Raw genomic sequence first — 17,352 nt, forward strand, 5'->3', positions numbered from 1 at the left:
GGCGGCCCGCGCGGCCGCCAGCACCGTCTCCGTGCCGGCCACGTTCACCCGCGCCAGCTCGGCCCGGCGGCGGCTGTCGAACGAGTAGACGCCGGCCGCGTGCAGGACGGCGTCCGCGCCCGCGACCAGCCGGGCGACCGCCACCTCGTCGGTGACGTCGCCCGGCACGACCTCGACGCCGTCCGGCACGGTCCCGGCGGCCGGGTCCCGGGCGAGCACGCGCACCCGGGCTCCGGCCGCCACCAGGAGCGCGACCGTGTGGGCACCGAGGAACCCGGTCCCGCCGGTCACCGCGATCACCATGACTCCGCTCCCCTCACGCGGCGCGGGCGCGCCCGTCGACCTCGTGGTAGCCGCCGCCGTAGAAGACCAGCGCGTGGTCCCCGGTGCCGCGGCTGGTGGCGACCACCCGGCCGAGGAAGATCGAATGGTCACCGCCCTCGATCACCTGGGCCAGCTCGCACTCCAGCCAGGCGAGGGCCCCGTTCAGCAGCGGGGCCCCGGTCTTGCCGCCCGGGGTGTAGCCGACGGCTTCGAACTGGGCTATCCCGTCGGGACGGCGCCAGTCGGCGAAGTACTTCGACGTCTCCCGCTGTTCCGCCGCGAGGATGTTCACGCCGAACGAGCCGGCCGTGACGATGGCGGCGTGCATCCGGGCCGCCTTGGACACGCAGCACAGCACCATCGGCGGCTCCAGCGACACCGACGAGAACGCGTTCGCGGTCATGCCGTGCGCGTCTTCCCCGCCCGCCGTCAGCACCGTCACCCCGGTCGCGAACTGCGCCATCACCTGGCGCAGCCCCGGCTGGGCCGACAGGCCGCGGCGGGCGGGAGACGTGGGCAGCCGCTTCAGCACCGGCCGTTCCGAAGGCTCAGACTCGTAGCCCACTTCAGACTCCCTTGCCGTTGACCGCGGCCGTCGAATAGGGCGCCAGTGCTTCGCGCAGCTGCTCGGGGACCCGCGACGGCACGGTGGCCGTGTTGGGCCCGCGCATGCAGGCGATGCGCTGCCGTCCCCTGGCCACCAGCACTTCGCCCTCCGCACGCAGGTGGACGTAGTCGAAGGCGAACTGGATCTGCGTCGAGGTGAGCTCCTCCAGCCGCAGCCGGATGGACAGCTCGTCGAACGCGGTGATCTCGGCGAAGAACTCGCACTCCACCTTGAGGGTGAACAGCTTGAGGTCGTGGCGGACCTCTTCGAGCACCGCGGGTGCCTTCTCCTTCAGGAACATCTCGCGGCACCGGCCCTGCCAGCGCACGTAGTTCACGTAGTAGACGTTGCCCACCAGGTTGGTCTCTTCGAAGCCGACCGTGTGGCGGATCTCGTAGTAGTCGGACATCTTCAGTTCCCCTCTGCGTGGAGCACGGCGAAGACGATCGGGTCGGTCCGGTCGTTGACGGTGGTCGACCAGGTGGCGATCCGCGCGTTCCCGGAGGCGAGCAGGGCCCACCCGTCGGCGTCGACCTGGCGCACGGTCAGCGCCTGGGTCATCGACCCGGTCTTGCGCACGCACTCCAGCGCGCTCCACACCCGGGTGTTGGCCACGCTGATCGGTTCGCCGGTGTCGGCGGCCAGCAGCCGTCCGAGGGCGAGGAGTTCTTCGCCGAGCAGGCCGGCCCAGTCCTCGTCGGTGCGTTCGACCGCCGTCTCGATGTCGCAGGCGACCTGGTCGGCGCCGGCGACCACGAGGGTCAGCTGCGAGGTGTGCGACGCGGTGACCTGGACGCCGTCGCACTCCGGCTTCCCGTCCGGGCGGTAGAGCACCTCGACCGGCTTGTCGAGCGCCCGGCCCGCGGCGAGCGCGGTCTGCGCCCGCCGCTCGGCGATGCCCTCCGCCGGGCGCCCGGCCGGGTCCGGCTCGAGCACGACCGACCGCGTCCCGCCGAGCAGCCGCTCACACGCACGCTCCACATAGGACCCCAGCATCGAGGGGACCCACGGCCCGGCGCCGTCGCGCTTGCGGACCGCGCGCAGCTTCAGGCCTTCCCAGCGCTCGACCAGCGTCCCGTCCGGGTTGCGCACGTCGAGGTCGTAGACGTAGCTGTCGCCGTCCTGGAAGCGTTCCTTCGCGTCCAGGAGGACGTACTCGTCGTGCTGCCGGCCCGGCTCGGCCAGGTACAGCTTCTCGATGCCCTGCGGCAGCAGCGTCGCGTCGGGGACGCAGCACTGGATCGCGTGCATCATCGCGTCCCGGGTGCCGGGGTCGGCCAGCAGCCGCTCCTGCGGGAGGAACGGTGCGAACCAGTAGTGGTCCGCGCTGGTCGAGATCTCGGCGACGGCGTGCCGGGCGCTCGCCCGGCGGTAGCCGAGGACCCGCTGGAACCGCTTGCCCTGGAACAGGACCGAGCCGTACAGCTCGCTGATCGGCTCCACCGGCACCGGCGGCAGGGCGACGTCGCGGGGGACGCGCTCGCCGATCTCCTCCGGCCGGGCGAAGCTCAGCCGCGCCTTGAAGTGGTCGGCGCTGAAGCCGGTCTCGTCACTGCGGATGACGACGTCCACGGTGTCGGCGTCGCGGGCCAGCGTGGCCAGCCGGACCGTGGTCGACCCGCCCGGCGAGACGATGATCGGCCGGAGGAACTCGACGTCGGAGAGCACCGGGGTGCCGGTGCGGTCCAGCGTCGCCGCCGCGGCCTGCGTCATCGCCTCCATGCCGAGCACCGCCGGGAACAGCAGCTGCCCGTCGAGCAGGTGGTCGGTCAGATACGGGTCGGCCCCGTCGGACAGGTCCGCCTCGGTGATCAGCTCGACGCCCGGGTAGTGCACGATCGCGCGGTCGACGAACCGGGTCAGCGGCAGCTCCCGCTTCTGGATCGGCAGCGTGGCCAGGCCCGACGTGCGGCCGCAGACCACCAGCACCGGCGGCGCGGCCGGGTCGGCCAGCACCTGTCGGAGGATGGTGATGCCCTCCTCGGTGGGGATCGGCGTGATGCCGTCGCGCATCAGGGCGCTGACCACGCCGAGCTTCTCGCCCATGCCGGTGCCCGACCAGACCGACCACTCCAGCGCGATCGCCCGCGCCTTCGGGTGCTCCTGGCCGAAGCGCAGGGTCAGCTCGGTCATCCAGTCGTTCGCCGTGGCGTAGTGCGCTTCCCCGCGCAGGCCCGCCCGGCCGATGATGCTGCCGAAGGTGACCAGGAGCTTGATGCGGTCCTGGTCGACCGCGGCGAGAACCGCGTTGAGACCGCCGATCTTCGGGGCGAGGGTCTTGCGGAAGCTGTCCTCGGTGAGGCTGAAGAGGGCAGCCGGCTCGTTGCGGCCCGCGCCGTGGAGGATCGCGGTGACCGGGCCGAGGTCGGCCTCGACCCGGGCGACCGCCTCGGCGATCTGCGGGGCGCTGGTGACGTCGGCGCGCTCGTAGCGGTAACGGATGCCCGCCGCCTCCATGCGGTCGAGGTTCTCCGCCAGCTCGCTGTCGGACTCCGGGTCGGACCGGCCGAGCAGGGCCAGCCGGGCTCCCGAGTCCTTGGCCAGCGCGAGCGCGCTCTCCGCGGTGATGCCCTTGCCGCCACCGGTGACGAGCAGGACGTCGGAGGAGTCCAGCGAGTCGCGGATCGGGCCGGGCTTCGGCGCGGGCAGCGCGGACAGCCGCGGCACCGTGCGGCCGCCGTCGGCGCCGTAGCGGGCCTCGGTGAAGTCCGTGGTCGCGGCGACCTCGGCCACCACGGTGTGCACGGCTTCGGCGATCGCGTCCGCACCGGACGGCGACGGGTCGGCGAAGTCGATGATCGTCGTCTTCGCCGAAGGGTCCTCCAGCCGCAGGGTCCGGGCCAGGCCCGCGGCGCCGTAGCCGTGGTGCACGACCACGAACCGCGTGCCGTTGGGTGCGGCCATGACGGCGCGGCCGGCGTCGAGGAACAGCCCGACGTGGCTCGAGTCGCAGTCCGCGGGCAGGCAGAGCAGCACGCCGTCACCGGCACCGGACTTGGCCAGCGCGGCCCGCAGCGGTTCGGCCAGCGGGTGCCGCGACGTCGCGAAGACCTGCCACTCGGCGTTGCCCGCCCCCGGGGTGAGGTCCGCGGCGGGCCGCGGTGCCGGCACGTACTCGACCGCGAACGGCCGGACCCACGGTCCGACGCCCGGGGCTTCGCCCCCGGAGGAATCGCTGGGCTTCGCCGTCTGCGCCAGCTCGTCGATCATCTCGGCGAGCTCACCGAGGCACACCGTCGCGAAGTTCGGCATGCCTTCCAGCGCGGGACGGCCCAGTGCGCGGGTGACGTCGTTGACCAGCTGCCCGACCGTGATCGACGACAGGTGCAGGTCGTCGAGCGGGTGGGTGTCGGCGGTGACCGCCTCCAGCGGCAGCTCGACGCGCTCGGCGGCGAGCTTGCGCAGCAGGTCCAGGGTCGATCCGGAGTCGCCGTCGGCGGTGCCGGCGTCGGCCTCGGCCGCCTGGGCCTTCTCCGCGGCCAGCTCGGCGGCCAGCTCGCTGTCGATCGAGGGCGCCGCCTCGCACGGGCTGGCCAGGAAGTTGAACTGGCCGTCGGCAGGCAGGGCGCGGACGACTCGGCCTTCGAACAGCGCGTCCACCGTCAGCGGCGCGCCGAGCGCGAACGCCGCGCCCACGACCCGCAGCAGTGCCTGGATCGACGCGTTGTCCGAGTCGATCGCCAGCACCGGGGTGTCCGGCGCGATCTCCTCGAACAGGCCGGTCAGCACCCGGCCGGGACCGACCTCGACCACCAGGTCGCTGCGCTCGGCCACCTTGGCGGCGGCCTCGCGGAACCGGACCGGCAGCACGATCTGGTCGCGCAGCAGCTCGGGCAGGTTCTCGGTGGCGTGCAGCACGTCACCGCTGACCGTGGAGACCACCGGCCGCTCCAGCCGGCTGAAGCTGAAGTCGCCCAGCCGCTCGGTCATGGCGTTCGCGGCCGGCTCGACCGCGGGCGAGTGGAAGGCGTGCGAGACCTTGATGCGGGTCGCGCCGACCCCCTGGGCCTTGGCCCGGGCGACGATGCGGTCGATCGCCTGGGCGGGCCCGGAGATCACGGTCTGCTCGGGTGCGTTGTACCCGGCGATCACGACGTCGTCGCCGAGGCCGAGTTCCTCGACCCGGCCGGGCGAGGCGGCGATGCCGGCCATCGCGCCGGTGCCGTCGCCGGTCGTCGTGGCCATCACCTTGCCCCGGACCTTCGCCAGCTCGAGCAGCCCGCGCTCGTCGAGGCCACCACCCCAGTGCAGGGCGGTCAGCTCGCCGAGGCTGTGGCCGGTGGCGGTCGAGGCTTCGATGCCGAACGAGCGCAGCACCCGCAGCGCGGCCAGCGAACCGGTGACGATCCGCGGCTGGGCCACCTCGGTGGCGACCTGGTCGCCGGCGACCGGCAGCGCCGCGGCGCGGAAGATCTCGTCGGCGACGGCGAACCGGCGGCGCAGCGCGCTCTCGCCACCCCGGCCGGATCCCTGGCCGGGGAACAGGTAGCCGATCTTCGGGACCGCGGTGCGGCTGCTCGCGAAGATGCCGTCAGCGGCGTCGAAGACCGAGTCGCCGGCCTCGAGCTGCTCGAGCAGCTTGGTCAGCTTCCGCTCGGCGTGCTCGGGGTTGGCCGCGACGACCGCGGCGCGCACCGGCTTGCCCGAGAGCTCCTTCGCCAGCGAGCCGGCGAGGTCGGTCAGCTCGGCGAACGACAGCTGCGGCACGACCTCCAGCACCGCCGCGATGTCACCGCGCAGGGTCGCGACGTCGTCGGCGTCGAACAGCAGCAGCTCGGCGTCCTGCCGGCCGGCGACCAGGGTGCGGGCCCGCTCGTCCAGTTCCCGGTGGCGGGGCGCGGCCGGCGCCTCGGTGACGGTGACGTGGGAGTTGATCCCGCCGAAGCCCATCGCGGAGACACCCGCGCGGACCGGCTGGTCCTCCGGCCACAGCGCCGCCTCGCGCGGGACGTACATCCGCGCCGAGGAGCCGGTGAGCGACTCGTGCGGCTCGTAGTGGCCGGTGGCGGGCGGGATGACCTGGTGGTACACCGCCAGCGTCGCCTTGATCAGGCCGGCCACCCCGGCCGCGGCCTTGGTGTGCCCGATGTTGCCCTTGATGGTCGACAGCGCGGCCTGCTTGGCCAGCGGGTCGGCGTCGCGGCGGGCGGTGGACAGCGCCTCGATCTCGGTGGCGTCGCCCAGCGCGGTGCCGGTGCCGTGGCCCTCGAAGTAGGAGACGGTCTCGACGCCGTAGCCCGCCCGGTCGTAGGCGCGCTTGAGCGCCAGCCGGTGCCCGGCCGCCTCGGGCCGGGTGATGCCGCCCTTGCCGTCGGAGGAGACGCCCCAGCCGCCGATCGACGCGTAGATCCGCTTGCCCTGCTCGACCGCGTCGCTCTCGCGCATCAGGACGAGCATGCCCGAGCCTTCGCCGGGCCAGAAGCCGTTGGAGTCGGCGTCGTAGACCTTCATCTCGCGCTTGGCCAGCGCGCCGGTCTTGGCGAAGCCGATCACCTCGAACGGGTCGATCGAGAGGTCGACGCCGCCGGCGATGGCGAGGTCGAGGTCGCCCTGGACGAGCGCGTTGGCCGCGGTCACCACCGACAGCAGCGACGACGAGCAGGCGCCGTCGACGGTGTACCCGCCGCCCGCGAAGTCGAAGTGGTTGCACACGCGACCGGCGATGGTGTTGGCCAGGCCGCCGGCGAGGGTGTCCTCGTTGATCTCCGGGAACGGCTCCTTGTACTGGATCTCCAGTTCCCGCAGGAAGTTCGCGGTCTCCTCGTCCTCCCAGCCGCGGGAGCTCAGCGCCGCCGCGACGGTGCGGCGCACGTACGGCCAGCGCAGCCGCATGATGTTGGCGCGGGAGAACTCGCCGGTGAGGCTGTTGCCGATGACGACACCGGTGGTCGTCCTCGGGGCACCCTCACCCTCGCCGAAGCCGGCGTCCGCGAGGGCCGCGGCGGCGACGTCGAGGGCCAGCCAGTGCGTCGTGTCGGTCGCGCGGAAGGTGCTGCCCGCGACCTTGTGCGCCACCCGGTCGAATTCGTAGTCCCGCAGCACGGCCGCCTTCTGCGCGTAGAAGCGGTCCGGCGCCTTCGGGTCGGGCGAGTAGTAGTCCGCCCGGTTCATCCGTTCGTCCGGCAGCCTGCGGAACGCCCGGCGCCCGGCCAGCACGTTTTCCCAGAGCTCCTCCGGAGAACTCGCGTCGGGGTACCGCAGACCGATACCGACGATCGAAATCCGCTCTACGCTCATGCCACCGCACTCCCACTGGCTCTCGAGCCCCGTATCACCGGAACCATCAGGTCCCCGCTGTCCTCCGGGGCGGAATCTGCCGATCCCGCCCCGGTCTTCGCCTTCGGGCGGCGGTCTTGGCCGCCGCCCGGTGCCCGGTCTGCCGGGCCGTCCGGTCCAGCATCGCCCGGGCGGTGCGGACCGTCTTCTTTTTGCCTGCCCACGCGCCGCACCTGCGCACGCTCGGACATGGCACCCGTATGTCTACAAAGGATTTTCAGGCGCGGAACTGGCCGGGACGGCGTCCTTCGCCCGCCGGCCCGCGATAGGCCTGGGCGATGTCCAGCCACTGGTCGGCCAGCGTGCCCTTCGCCCGCACGTCGAGGTCGTAGCGGTGCCGCCGCCGGGTGACGAGCAGGCAGAAGTCCGCGGCGCTGCCGCTGATCCGCTGCTCGGCGTCCGCGGGCCCGAACGTCCAGAGCGCGCCCGAGGGCGCGGTGAGCTCGAACCGGAACTCCTCCGACGGCGGCGTCAGGTTGCGCGCCTCGTAGCCGAAGTCGCGGACCCGGACGGCGAACCCGACGAGGTGCCGGATCCGGTCCGTGCGCTCCGGGCGCACGCCCAGCGCGTCGGCGATGTCCTGGCCGTGCCCGAACAGCTCCATCATCCCGGCGCACGCCAGCACGTACGGCGGCAGCGGGTTGACCAGCCACGGCACCAGCTGGTCGCCGGGCACGGCCGCGATGGCCTTGATGGCGGCGTCCCGCTCGGCCCGCCAGCGCGTCAGCAGCACCTCGGCCGGGTCGTGGATGTACTCCTGCAGCGCGCCTTCGACCGCCTGCTCGAAGGGGATGGACCCGAGCGACTTCGTCATCGCCACGAACGCCTCGGGCTGCGCCGCCGACAGGCCGGCGATGCGGAAGATGAAGGCGAGGTGCCCGATCTGGTGCCGGACGTGCCAGCCGGGCGCCGGGGTCGGCATGTCCCAGCCGTGGTCGGCGAGGCCGGCGACGAGCGCGTCGACTTCCTCGGCCTCGGCGGTCAGGTCGGCGATCACGCCCCTGGTGTCAGTCACGCGTCTGTCCTCTCACCGATGCGACGTCCTTCGTGGGCCGGCGGCCGCCGCGTGCGGTGGCGAGCCACCGTGCGACCGCCGCCGGCCGGGCAGATCGGCGCCGCGCGGAGCGGCGAGCGCGAACCGGGTGATTCGATGGTGTCCCCGGCTGCTGCACGCCCCGCTGGACGATCCGACCTTTCGATCATCACCCGCGCCGACCTGGGAAGTCTTCTCTTCGCGCGCGGTGCGGCAGCCGTTCACCGGCTGCCACGGCCGCGGTGAAAGCCGCCCACGACACCAGCTCCACCAGGCCGCGATCGTCCGTCCTCTCCGGACGGACGTCGGCCGGCCCCACCTGGTGGGCCGCCTTGGCGGTCAGCAGCGCGAGCCGTCCCGCCGCCCGTTCCCCCGGCGGCAGCTCCGCGAGCACCGGCTCGGCCCACGCCCGGCTCAGCCCGGGCGGTTTCCCGTCCCACGCCTTGAGTTCGCGGCGGACGAGGTCCCGCACGCGGGAGGGCACCGAGCGTTCCCCCGCGGCCTCCACCGCCGCCGTGGCGCGCGCGAAGGCGTCGTCGAGCGGGCTCGCGGGTGTGCCGCCGGGCGCGGGCGGCAGGAACACGAGCGCCTGGCCGGCCGGCGGCGCGTCACCCGGCTTGAGCAGGAAACCCAGGACCGCCTTGGCCTTCTCCCGCGCCTGTGGCGGCACCGCCTCGGGCAGCGGCGACGGGCCGAGGAACACACTCACCACCCGGTTGAGGTAGTGGAACGCGACGGCGACGGCAGCGAACTCCGCCGCCGTCCCGGCGGGGACGTCCGCGGGGAGCGCGCCCTCGCCCCGGGCCCACAGCGCCAGTGCCCGCGTGTCGCGGTCCCGGATGGACCCGGCGGCCCCGGCCTCGATGGCCGCGGCGGCGTCCGGCTCGCCGAGCGAGCCGAGCGCCATCCCGTGCACCTCGACGCAGTACGGGCACGAGTTCGCCGCCGACACCGCGGCCGCGACGACCTCCTTGTCGGCCCGGCTCGCCGTCCCGGCCGCGACCAGCGACTCCCGCAGCACCAGCCACGCCGCGGCGAGCACCTCCGGCGCCGCCGAGTGCAGCGCGATCGGCGGGGCGAGGATCCCGAAGTCCCGTTCCACCTGCCGGTAGACGTCCCGCACCAGCCCCCGCGCCCGCCGCGGCCGCACCACCTCGACGTACCGCACGTCCCGCAGCGTCCGCCGCAACGCAACCCGCACCAATCCCGACGCCATGAACCCTCCTCGGGCCAGCGAACCTCGCGTGCTGGAAAACGGAACTCGCGTGATCAGAGCCGTAACTCGCGTGATTGGAGCCGTACCGCGTCCGATCACGCGAGTCACGGCTTCAATCACGCGAGATCCGTCCCCGATCACGCGAGTCCCGGGTTTCGTACCTCAGTTGCCGGCGACCAGGTCCAGTTTGGACACGGCACGGCGGCCCGTGATCGAGCCGTCGGGGGCCGGGGCGCCGTACTTGACGTCGACGCCTCGGGCCTGCAGCTCACGGACGATGCCCGGGATGGACCGCTCGGCGAGCGCGGCGATGGTCATCGCCGGGTTCACCGTGAGCGCGCCCGGCACCGACGCGCTGTCGGTGACGAAGATGCCCGGGTGGTTGCGCAGCTCGTGGTTCGGGTGCAGCGCGGACGTCGCCGCGTCGTCCCCGATCCGGCAGGACGCCAGCGGGTGCACCGTGTACGCCCCGACGACGTCGTTCGTCCAGGGCGAGACCTTGGCCAGGCCGTCCTTCTCGATGATGGACTTGCAGTCCGCGTCCGCGAGCGCCCAGCCGTGCCGCGTGTTCTCCGTCGGGTCGTAGCGCAGCGAACCGCGGCCGAGCATCTGCTGCGAGATCCGGTACGCGTTGCCGGTCGGCGGCGGCGTGCCGAAGACGCCTTCGTTGTCGTCCTCGGTCATCAGGAAGATCGTCAGCCAGTTGGCCCACTGCTTGAGGATCTCCTTCTTCTCCGCCCCGTACCAGCGCGGCTCCTCGCCGCCGGGCACCTGGGCGAGGATGGTGCCCAGGCCCGGCGGGAAGTACAGCTGCTCCAGCGAGTACCGCTCGTACTCCGGCAGCGACCCGTCAAGCTTGTCCCAGTTCGCGACGGTCGGGCCCTTGCCGATGTGGTTGGCCGAGTACACCGGACCGTCCTCACGCGACAGTCCCAGCACCTCGCGGACGCGGTCCTCGTCGATGATCGCGGTGTTGAGCCGCTCGCCGTTGCCGGAGAAGTACCGGCCGACGCCGTGCGGCATCTCGCCGAGCGCGGCCTCCGAACGCTGCAGGATCACCGGGGTCGCCCCGGCGCCGGCGGCGATGATGACGACCTTCGCCTCGATGACACCGGTGCCGGTGTGGATCCGGTAGTCCTCTTCGTCGACGACGTCGAAGTGGACGCGGTAGCCGCCGTCCTCCGTGCGCTCGAGCCGCTGGACCTCGTGCAGCGGCCGGATCTGCGCGCCGTGCGCCAGCGCCGCGGGCAGGTAGTTGGTCAGCATCGACCGCTTGGCGTCGAACTTGCAGCCCGCCATCATGAAGTTGCAGTTGACGCAGGTGGCGTTGTCGACGGCGACCGGCGCCGGGTTGGCCGTGCGCCCCGAGTGGTTGCAGGCCGCGGCCCACAGGCCACCGGCGTAGGAGACGTCACTCCAGTCCTGTGTGGACACCGGGATCGACTCGTCGACGCGGTCGTACCACGGCTCCAGCGCGTCCCGCGAGATGACCGACGGCCACATCCGGCGCCCGATGCTGCCGTGGCGCTCGAACACGAACCGGGGCGCCCGCGGCATCGCGGCGAAGTACACCACGCTGCCGCCGCCGACGCAGTTGCCGCCCAGCACGCTCATCCCGTCGCCGACGACGAAGTCGAACGCGCGGGTGTAGGACGAGCCGAGCAGGTAGTCGTGCTCGAAGTCGTCCGCCGCCAGCCACGGCCCGCGCTCCAGCACGGTCACCTTGGCCCCGCCCGCGGCGAGGTGGTAGGCCGGGATGGACCCGCCGAAACCGCTGCCGACGATGACGACGTCGGTCTTGTCGATCGCACTCATGCCGGGCTCCCGGAGGCAGTCGTGTCGGGGTGGAGTTCGGCCAGCTTGCGGCCGTAGCCGTACTTCGGGAACCGCCAGAACCCGTCCGCGTCCGGCGGCCGGTACCCCAGGGCCAGCAGGCCGGGGTGGCCGTCGCGGATGGCTTCCGCGGTGTGCAGGTGCGCGGCGCTGTCGAAGGCCATGTTGCAGAACAGCGCGAGGCTGACCCAGCCGTCCTTCTCCGGGTGCCCCGGCGTGGTCAGCCGGCGCACCAGCTCGCGGCGGTGCTCGTAGGGCAGCGCGACGAACGGCGGGACGTCGTGGTCGAGCTCCAGCTCCACCTCGCCCGCGTAGGACTTCGCGTGGTCGTTGAGCGACTGCGCGAGGTAGGGCAGGCCGGCCGTGACGCCGGTCGCGTCGAAGTTCAGCAGGTCGAGCGCGCCCGCCGCCACCGAGCCGGGACCGGGCGAGGCCCCGGCGATCGCCCGGTCTTCGGGGGATCGCTTCTCCCCCGGGACGATCGTGTCCGCATAGGCTTCGAGGGTCATGTTCTTGAAGCGTTCTTCTTCGGTGGCCTCGGGTTGCACCGGCCTACCTCCTCATCGAATGTCCACAGTAGACGTCAGGCTGCTTCGGACCGCCGCGTCCGCTCCCGGCGGTGCACGGTCATCGGCAGCCCGCCGCGCACCCGCAGCGAAAGCATCGCCTCGGGTTCGACGACCTTGCCCGGCACCTTGCGCAGCTCGAGGTCGCGCGCGGCCAGCGCGAGCACGAACACCGCCTCCATCACCCCGAGGCTGTTGCCGATGCAGAACCTCGGCCCGGCCCCGAAGGGCAGGTAGGCGTACCGCGGCGGCCGCTCGGCGGCGGTGAACCGCTCCGGGTCGAAGCGCTCGGCGTCGGTCCAGAACTCCGGGTGCCGGTGCAGCGTGTAGGGCACCACGACGACGTCGGAGCCGGCCGGCACGTGGTACCCGCCGATCTCGTCGTCGGCCTGGGCGATCCGCGGCAGCAGCCACACCGGCGGGTAGAGCCGCATGACCTCCTCGACCACCGCCACGGTGAACGTCAGCCTCCGCAGGTCCTCGTACTCGGGCAGCCGGTCGCCGAGCACTCGGGCGGCCTCGGCGTGCAGCCGCTCGCCGACCTCCGGGTGCTCGTCGATCAGGTGGAACGCCCAGCCGAGCGTGCTCGCCGTCGTCTCGTGCCCGGCCAGCAGCAGGGTGATCAGCTCGTCGCGCATGCGTTCGCGCGACGCACCCTGCTCGGACCCGGACGCGATCAGCCGCGACAGCACGTCCTCGCCGTTCTCGACCGGGTTCGCGAGCCGCTGGTCGACCAGCTCGTCGGCGATCCGGCGCAGGTCGTCGCGCGCGGTGCGGAAGTGCAGCTGCTTCTTCAGCGGCACCCACTGCGGGATCGCGCTCAGCGTGACCGCCTCGAACATGGCCTGGTCCTGCACGGCCTCGAAGGAGTGGCCGAGCGTTTCGTAGCCGCCGAGGTCGGCGTCGAGCAGCGTCTTGCCGAGCACGCCGAGGGTCAGCCCGGTCATCTCGTGCAGGATCTCGACCGGCCCGTCGTGCGTGGCCAGCCGCTTGACCAGCGCGTCGACTTCGGCCGCGACGACGGCGGCCTGCCGCGAGATCCGCTTGGGCTGGAACACCGGCTGGATGGTCCGGCGTTGCTTCTTCCAGGTGTCCCCGTCGCTGGTGAGCAGGCCGTCGCCGAGGGCCCGGCGGGCCTCCTGCAGGCCGATGCCCTTGTGGTAGTTCGCCGCGTTGTCCGCGAGCACGTGCTTGGCCAGGTCCGGGTGGTTGACCAGGTACATCGCCTTCGGTCCGATGGCGATGCGGACGACGTCGCCGTAGGCCTCGGCGTTGTCGCCCATGAGCGCGAGCCGGTCGCTGAAGAGCTGCTTCAGCAACCGGAACGTCGCCCGGCGCGGCGGCCCGGGCGGCGCGGTGCGCGCCGCCCGGGCCTCGTCCGAGGGGACCGTCATGCCGCAACAGCCCCGGGCTTCTCGTCGCCCGCCGGCGGTGCCGACGCGAGTTCGAGCTTCGCCTTCAGCGCGGCCTGGTCGGCCTCGAACTTGATCCGCGCCTTGTTCGAGAAGTGCAGGCCCCACAGGAACATGCCGCGGATCAGGCAGATGGTCGCGGTGGCCAGGAACAGCCCGTAGGCCACGTGCACGGCGGTGAAGAAGCCGTACGCGACCGCCACACCGGACCCGAAGAGGAACTGCGCACCCGGCTTCGACGGCGACGTGCCCGGGTCGGTCACCATGTAGTTGGTGTAGAGCACGAACGCCACGCCGGTGCCCATCGCCAGCGCGCCGGGGATCGACGTGCCGAACAGCCAGCCGCGGACGAAGGCCTGGACGACGAAGAAGCTCAACCAGCCCGCGATCAGCCACATCCGGTTGGTCAGCAGCGCGTTGAGCACCGTGCCCGACACGAGGATGATGCCGACGATCAGCCAGCCGCCCCAGGTGGGGATCTGCTCGGTGAAGTGGTACGGCGGGGCGATGCTGGCCCACGGGAACACGAGCAGGATGATCGTGATGCCGAAGTTCGACGGGTTCATGTAGTGCCGCAACCGGCCGTACACCGGCGCCTGCAGCACCCACTTCGTGCCGACGGCGACGACGACGCCGAACATCATCACGAGGATCTGGTCGTTGACGTAGGTCAGCATGTTCAGCGCGAGCCCGGTGATGTGCGACGGGAGGAGGAACTCCGCCAGCCCCTTGAACCCGTTGCCCCGGAACCGGACCTCGCGCCCGGTCACCCGGGCGTTGATGATCTCGAGGACGATCTCCGTGGTGTACGCGGTCGCCAGCGCGACGAACGGGTACAGCCACGGCTGCTCGAAGCCGAGCACGGTGTAGCCGACGATGTTGAAGATCGTGATGGAGATCGCGAAGCGCCGCAGCGCGGTGATGACCTTGTTGGTCCGCTTCGGTGGCGCACTGTCCACCTTGGTCAGAGTCGGGGTGGTCATGTCACATCGCTTCCTTCGCCGTGGAGCCGAGCTGGTACATGTGGCAGCCGGGTTCGAGCTTCAGGTTCTGCGTCCGCAGCTGCCCGTTCCGGTCCCGCCACTGCAGGTGCACGTCGAGCGGGCCGCTGACGTTGTGCCCGAGACCGATCTGGATGTCGAAGCTGCGCCGGCCGGCCTCACCGCTGCTGCCGTCGACCCGGCCGAGGTACTTCTTGCCGTCCGAGGTGGTCACGGTGACCTGGGCGCCGATCGCAGGCGAGCCGGCCGCGGGCAGCGGGCCGGGCGCCACCGGGGCGTCGGCGGTCAGCTTCAGCTGCAGGTACTTGCCGGGGTTCGGGCTGTCGTTGTGGTAGAAGATCGGCTCTTCCCACTGCCGCGCCACGGCGAACTCGGGCAGGCCGTCGGCGTTGGTGTCCCCGACGGCGATGCCGCGGGTGGGCACCGGCACCGCCAGGCCGAGCTTCGGCGCGAGGTCGGTGTAGCGGCCGTCGGCGGTCTTCACGAAGAAGTGCAGCGTCTGGTCACCACCGATGTCGTCACCGGCCTTGGCGTTCGGCCACCAGTACGGGTTGGACAGCAGGCCGTCGTGCGCGGTGGCGATCTCCTGCAGGTTCGGCCAGCGGTTGATCGCGCCCTTGACGAACCCGGTCGCCTGCGCGATCTGGTTGTCGCCGCTGTTGTTGAAGTCCTGGATCTTGACGTCCCAGCCCCAGCCGGACCACGCCGTGCCGTTCGCGGCGCTGTCGTCGTGGAACGGCGCGACCCCGTCCTTCAGCTGCCGGGTCAGGTCCGCGGTGTTCGAGGCCTGGTTCATGAACTGGAAGTTCGACTCTTCGATACCCCACGACGTCGTGATGTTGCTGACGAACAGGTCGTAGAGGCCGTCGTGGTTCAGGTCGCCGAAGTCGACGCCCATCCCCTTGAAGGAGTCGTGGCCCAGCACCTTCGACTTCGGGTCGTCGATCCCGCGGACGCCGGTGACCTCGGCGAGCTCGATGTGCCCCGGCGTGGACTTGTTGTACAGGAAGTGGTCGTGCCCGAAGTCGTTGGCGATGTAGAGCTCCGGCAGGTTGTCGCCGTCGATGTCGGTCGCGCTGGAGGCCAGCGTCCAGCCGAGGCGCGCGCTCTCCGGGATGCCCTGGGACGCGTCGACGAACCGGGTGGTCGGGTGTGCCCCGGACGTGGCACCGGTCCAGCGGAAGATGAACTTGGCCCCCGAGTTCACCGCGTGCGACATCGACTGGTTCAGCGTGATGCCGCCGTCGGCGTTCGGGTCGAGGACCTTGCTGTCCGGGAAGTAGTTCCCGACGAAGACGTCGACGTGCCCGTCGCCGTCGAAGTCGCCGATCGTGACGGAGTCGGTGTTCCACAGCGGGCCGTTGTACTTGCCGTCCGGGCCGCGGTGGTTGCCCGCGACCAGCTCGGTCGGCTGGAACGCGTCGGCGTCGAACTTCGTCGCGGTGGCCTTCTGCAGGAACAGCACCGGGGTCCGGCCCCAGTAGTAGGCCAGGACGTCGGTGCGGCCGTCTTCGTTGTAGTCACCGGGGACGCAGCCCATCGGCGCCATGTAGTCCCACGTCGGCAGCACCGGCGCGGGGTCGAGCGCGAAGGGCGCGTACCGCGGGCCCGAGTCCGGCGTCGGCGTGACGACGACCTGGTCGCTGCGCGGGTCGACCAGGCAGAGGTCGTTCGGCTTGCCGCTGCCGCTGATGTCGTTGATCGCGATCGCGGCGCCCACCGAGGAGATCCAGGCCGCGATCTTCTCGTACTCCTTGTTCACCGTCCGGATCGACTGCGACTTCTTCGCCGCGGGCAGCGCGATCGTCATCGGGGTGAAGTGGAACTTGCCCGCCATCGTGTCCTGCTCGGCGGCGGAGACGCTGGGCAGCCGCGCGACCAGGAACAGGCCGAGGATCAGCACCAGCGCCACGATGCCCGCCAGCTGTTTGCGCAGCCAGCCCAAGGTCGCGGTCATTTGTTCTTCCCTCCGTGGGTCAGCACTTCTTCGGCGATCCGCTGCCGCCAGGTTTCGAACGCCGGGACGTCATCGCCGTCGACGACCACGTCCGGCCGGACCTCTTGGGTGATGGCCGCCGCGCGCTCGGCCGAGAGCCCGCAGATCGCCCGGGCCGCCATCTGGGTCTCCGGGATCATCAGGCCCGAGCGCACCCGGCACTCGGCGGCGAAGGCGCTCCCCTGCGCCAGCTGCCCGTGGTGGATGCCGGCCCGGTCGACCAGCTCCGCCAGCTCCTCGGCCGTGACACCGCACGCGTAGGTCGAGGCCAGCCCCACCCCGGCGTACAGGTCGCCGTGGCGCGACTCCGGGAACTTTTCGATCGTCTTGGTCACCAGGGCGACGTCGGTGCCGCAGATGAACCACAGCGCCCGGCCGATGCCCTGGTCGATGGCCCGCAGCGCGTAGCCGTCGTAGCGCCGGTCCGGCCAGGAGAAACCCTGCTCCTGGTACTGCTGCTCGATGTACTTGCCGGTCTTGAAGTACGCCTGGTGGAAGCCGTAGCCGTCGAGCACCAGCCAGCGCAGCAGCGGGTCGAACGCCGACGCCTTGGGCCAGGCGAACCGCGGCAGCCGGCACATCGCCCAGCCGACCCCGACGTAGATGATGTAGTCGTGCTTCTCGCCGGGGCCGGCCAGGAACTCGGCCGTGTTCGTGCTCTTGCCGAACGGCAGCCCGTCCAGCACGCCGTAACCCATTCCCGCGCCTTCGTAGGCGAATCCGCGGAATTGCGGGGGGATGCGCTCGAGCCATTCTTCCGCCTGCTCGGCCGAACGCGCTTCGACCGCATGCGCGTACCCGAGCAGGAATTTCTCCCCGATCGTCTCGAGCCGTTCTTGAGCGGCTGGGCTCTTCCGGTGGAAACCTCGCTTCTCGAGCGAGGTCTCGGAAACGTCTGGTGTCAGGATGCGGCGTCTGAGCGCGCGCCAACCATTGCCCAACGCACTCTCCCCCTTACGGGTCGGGTAGGAAGGTTCCGTTCTTCACTTCTACGGTCACAGATTCGCAGGTCAGCGCTCTACTCCACGCTTGCGTGTGGATCGCCGCGCGGGTGCGGAATACGCCTCAGCCCGCCCGGCGCCGGGCGG

General features: G+C 71.6%; 12 protein-coding genes. All 12 read right to left on the bottom strand.

Going from position 1 to position 17,352, the window contains the following annotated elements:
• Nucleotides 1–303 (bottom strand): NAD-dependent epimerase/dehydratase family protein (locus CCN39_RS23095; RefSeq protein ID WP_143264119.1); only part of this gene is annotated, 303 nt, incomplete at its 3' end.
• Nucleotides 304–316: 13 nt separating this feature from the next.
• Complete coding sequence (locus tag CCN39_RS23100) at nucleotides 317–889, bottom strand: flavin reductase family protein (protein WP_086845224.1); 573 nt, start codon at nucleotides 887–889, stop codon at nucleotides 317–319.
• A 1-nt stretch (nucleotide 890) separates the two neighbouring features.
• A complete protein-coding gene (locus CCN39_RS23105; RefSeq protein WP_086845226.1) occupies nucleotides 891–1,340 on the bottom strand; it encodes an acyl-CoA thioesterase in 450 nt (149 codons plus the stop codon).
• A 2-nt stretch (nucleotides 1,341–1,342) separates the two neighbouring features.
• Entirely contained in the window at nucleotides 1,343–7,168 is a 5,826-nt protein-coding gene (locus CCN39_RS23110) for a type I polyketide synthase (RefSeq protein ID WP_086845228.1), read from the bottom strand.
• A gap of 256 nt (nucleotides 7,169–7,424) precedes the next feature.
• Complete coding sequence (locus CCN39_RS23115; protein ID WP_086845230.1) at nucleotides 7,425–8,222, bottom strand: TIGR03084 family metal-binding protein; 798 nt, start codon at nucleotides 8,220–8,222, stop codon at nucleotides 7,425–7,427.
• A 187-nt stretch (nucleotides 8,223–8,409) separates the two neighbouring features.
• Nucleotides 8,410–9,456 (bottom strand): carboxymuconolactone decarboxylase family protein, encoded by a 1,047-nt coding sequence (locus CCN39_RS23120; RefSeq protein WP_208630325.1) that lies wholly within the window; start codon nucleotides 9,454–9,456, stop codon nucleotides 8,410–8,412.
• Nucleotides 9,457–9,618: 162 nt separating this feature from the next.
• Nucleotides 9,619–11,271 (bottom strand): GMC family oxidoreductase, encoded by a 1,653-nt coding sequence (locus CCN39_RS23125; protein ID WP_086845232.1) that lies wholly within the window; start codon nucleotides 11,269–11,271, stop codon nucleotides 9,619–9,621.
• Nucleotides 11,268–11,837: a DUF5987 family protein gene (locus CCN39_RS23130; RefSeq protein ID WP_086845233.1), complete on the bottom strand. Its 570-nt coding sequence runs from the start codon at nucleotides 11,835–11,837 to the stop codon at nucleotides 11,268–11,270. The genes CCN39_RS23125 and CCN39_RS23130 overlap by 4 nt, the downstream gene beginning before the upstream one ends.
• Nucleotides 11,838–11,872: 35 nt before the next feature.
• Nucleotides 11,873–13,249 carry a cytochrome P450 gene (locus CCN39_RS23135; RefSeq protein WP_086845235.1) on the bottom strand — a complete coding sequence of 459 codons (1,377 nt, stop codon included), beginning with the start codon at nucleotides 13,247–13,249 and terminating at the stop codon, nucleotides 11,873–11,875.
• A complete protein-coding gene (locus CCN39_RS23140) occupies nucleotides 13,246–14,250 on the bottom strand; it encodes an enediyne biosynthesis protein (RefSeq protein WP_086845237.1) in 1,005 nt (334 codons plus the stop codon). Before CCN39_RS23140 ends, CCN39_RS23135 begins: the two co-directional genes overlap by 4 nt.
• Nucleotide 14,251: 1 nt before the next feature.
• The gene (locus CCN39_RS23145) at nucleotides 14,252–16,225 is read right to left on the bottom strand and encodes a CRTAC1 family protein (protein WP_086845239.1); all 1,974 of its coding nucleotides are present in this window, start codon (nucleotides 16,223–16,225) and stop codon (nucleotides 14,252–14,254) included.
• Nucleotides 16,222–17,205 carry a DUF1702 family protein gene (locus CCN39_RS23150; RefSeq protein ID WP_086845241.1) on the bottom strand — a complete coding sequence of 328 codons (984 nt, stop codon included), beginning with the start codon at nucleotides 17,203–17,205 and terminating at the stop codon, nucleotides 16,222–16,224. Before CCN39_RS23150 ends, CCN39_RS23145 begins: the two co-directional genes overlap by 4 nt.
• Nucleotides 17,206–17,352 lie beyond the last annotated feature (147 nt).

Origin of the sequence: Amycolatopsis kentuckyensis (assembly GCF_002155975.1) — a bacterium.
Taxonomy (GTDB): Bacteria; Actinomycetota; Actinomycetes; order Mycobacteriales; family Pseudonocardiaceae; genus Amycolatopsis; species Amycolatopsis kentuckyensis.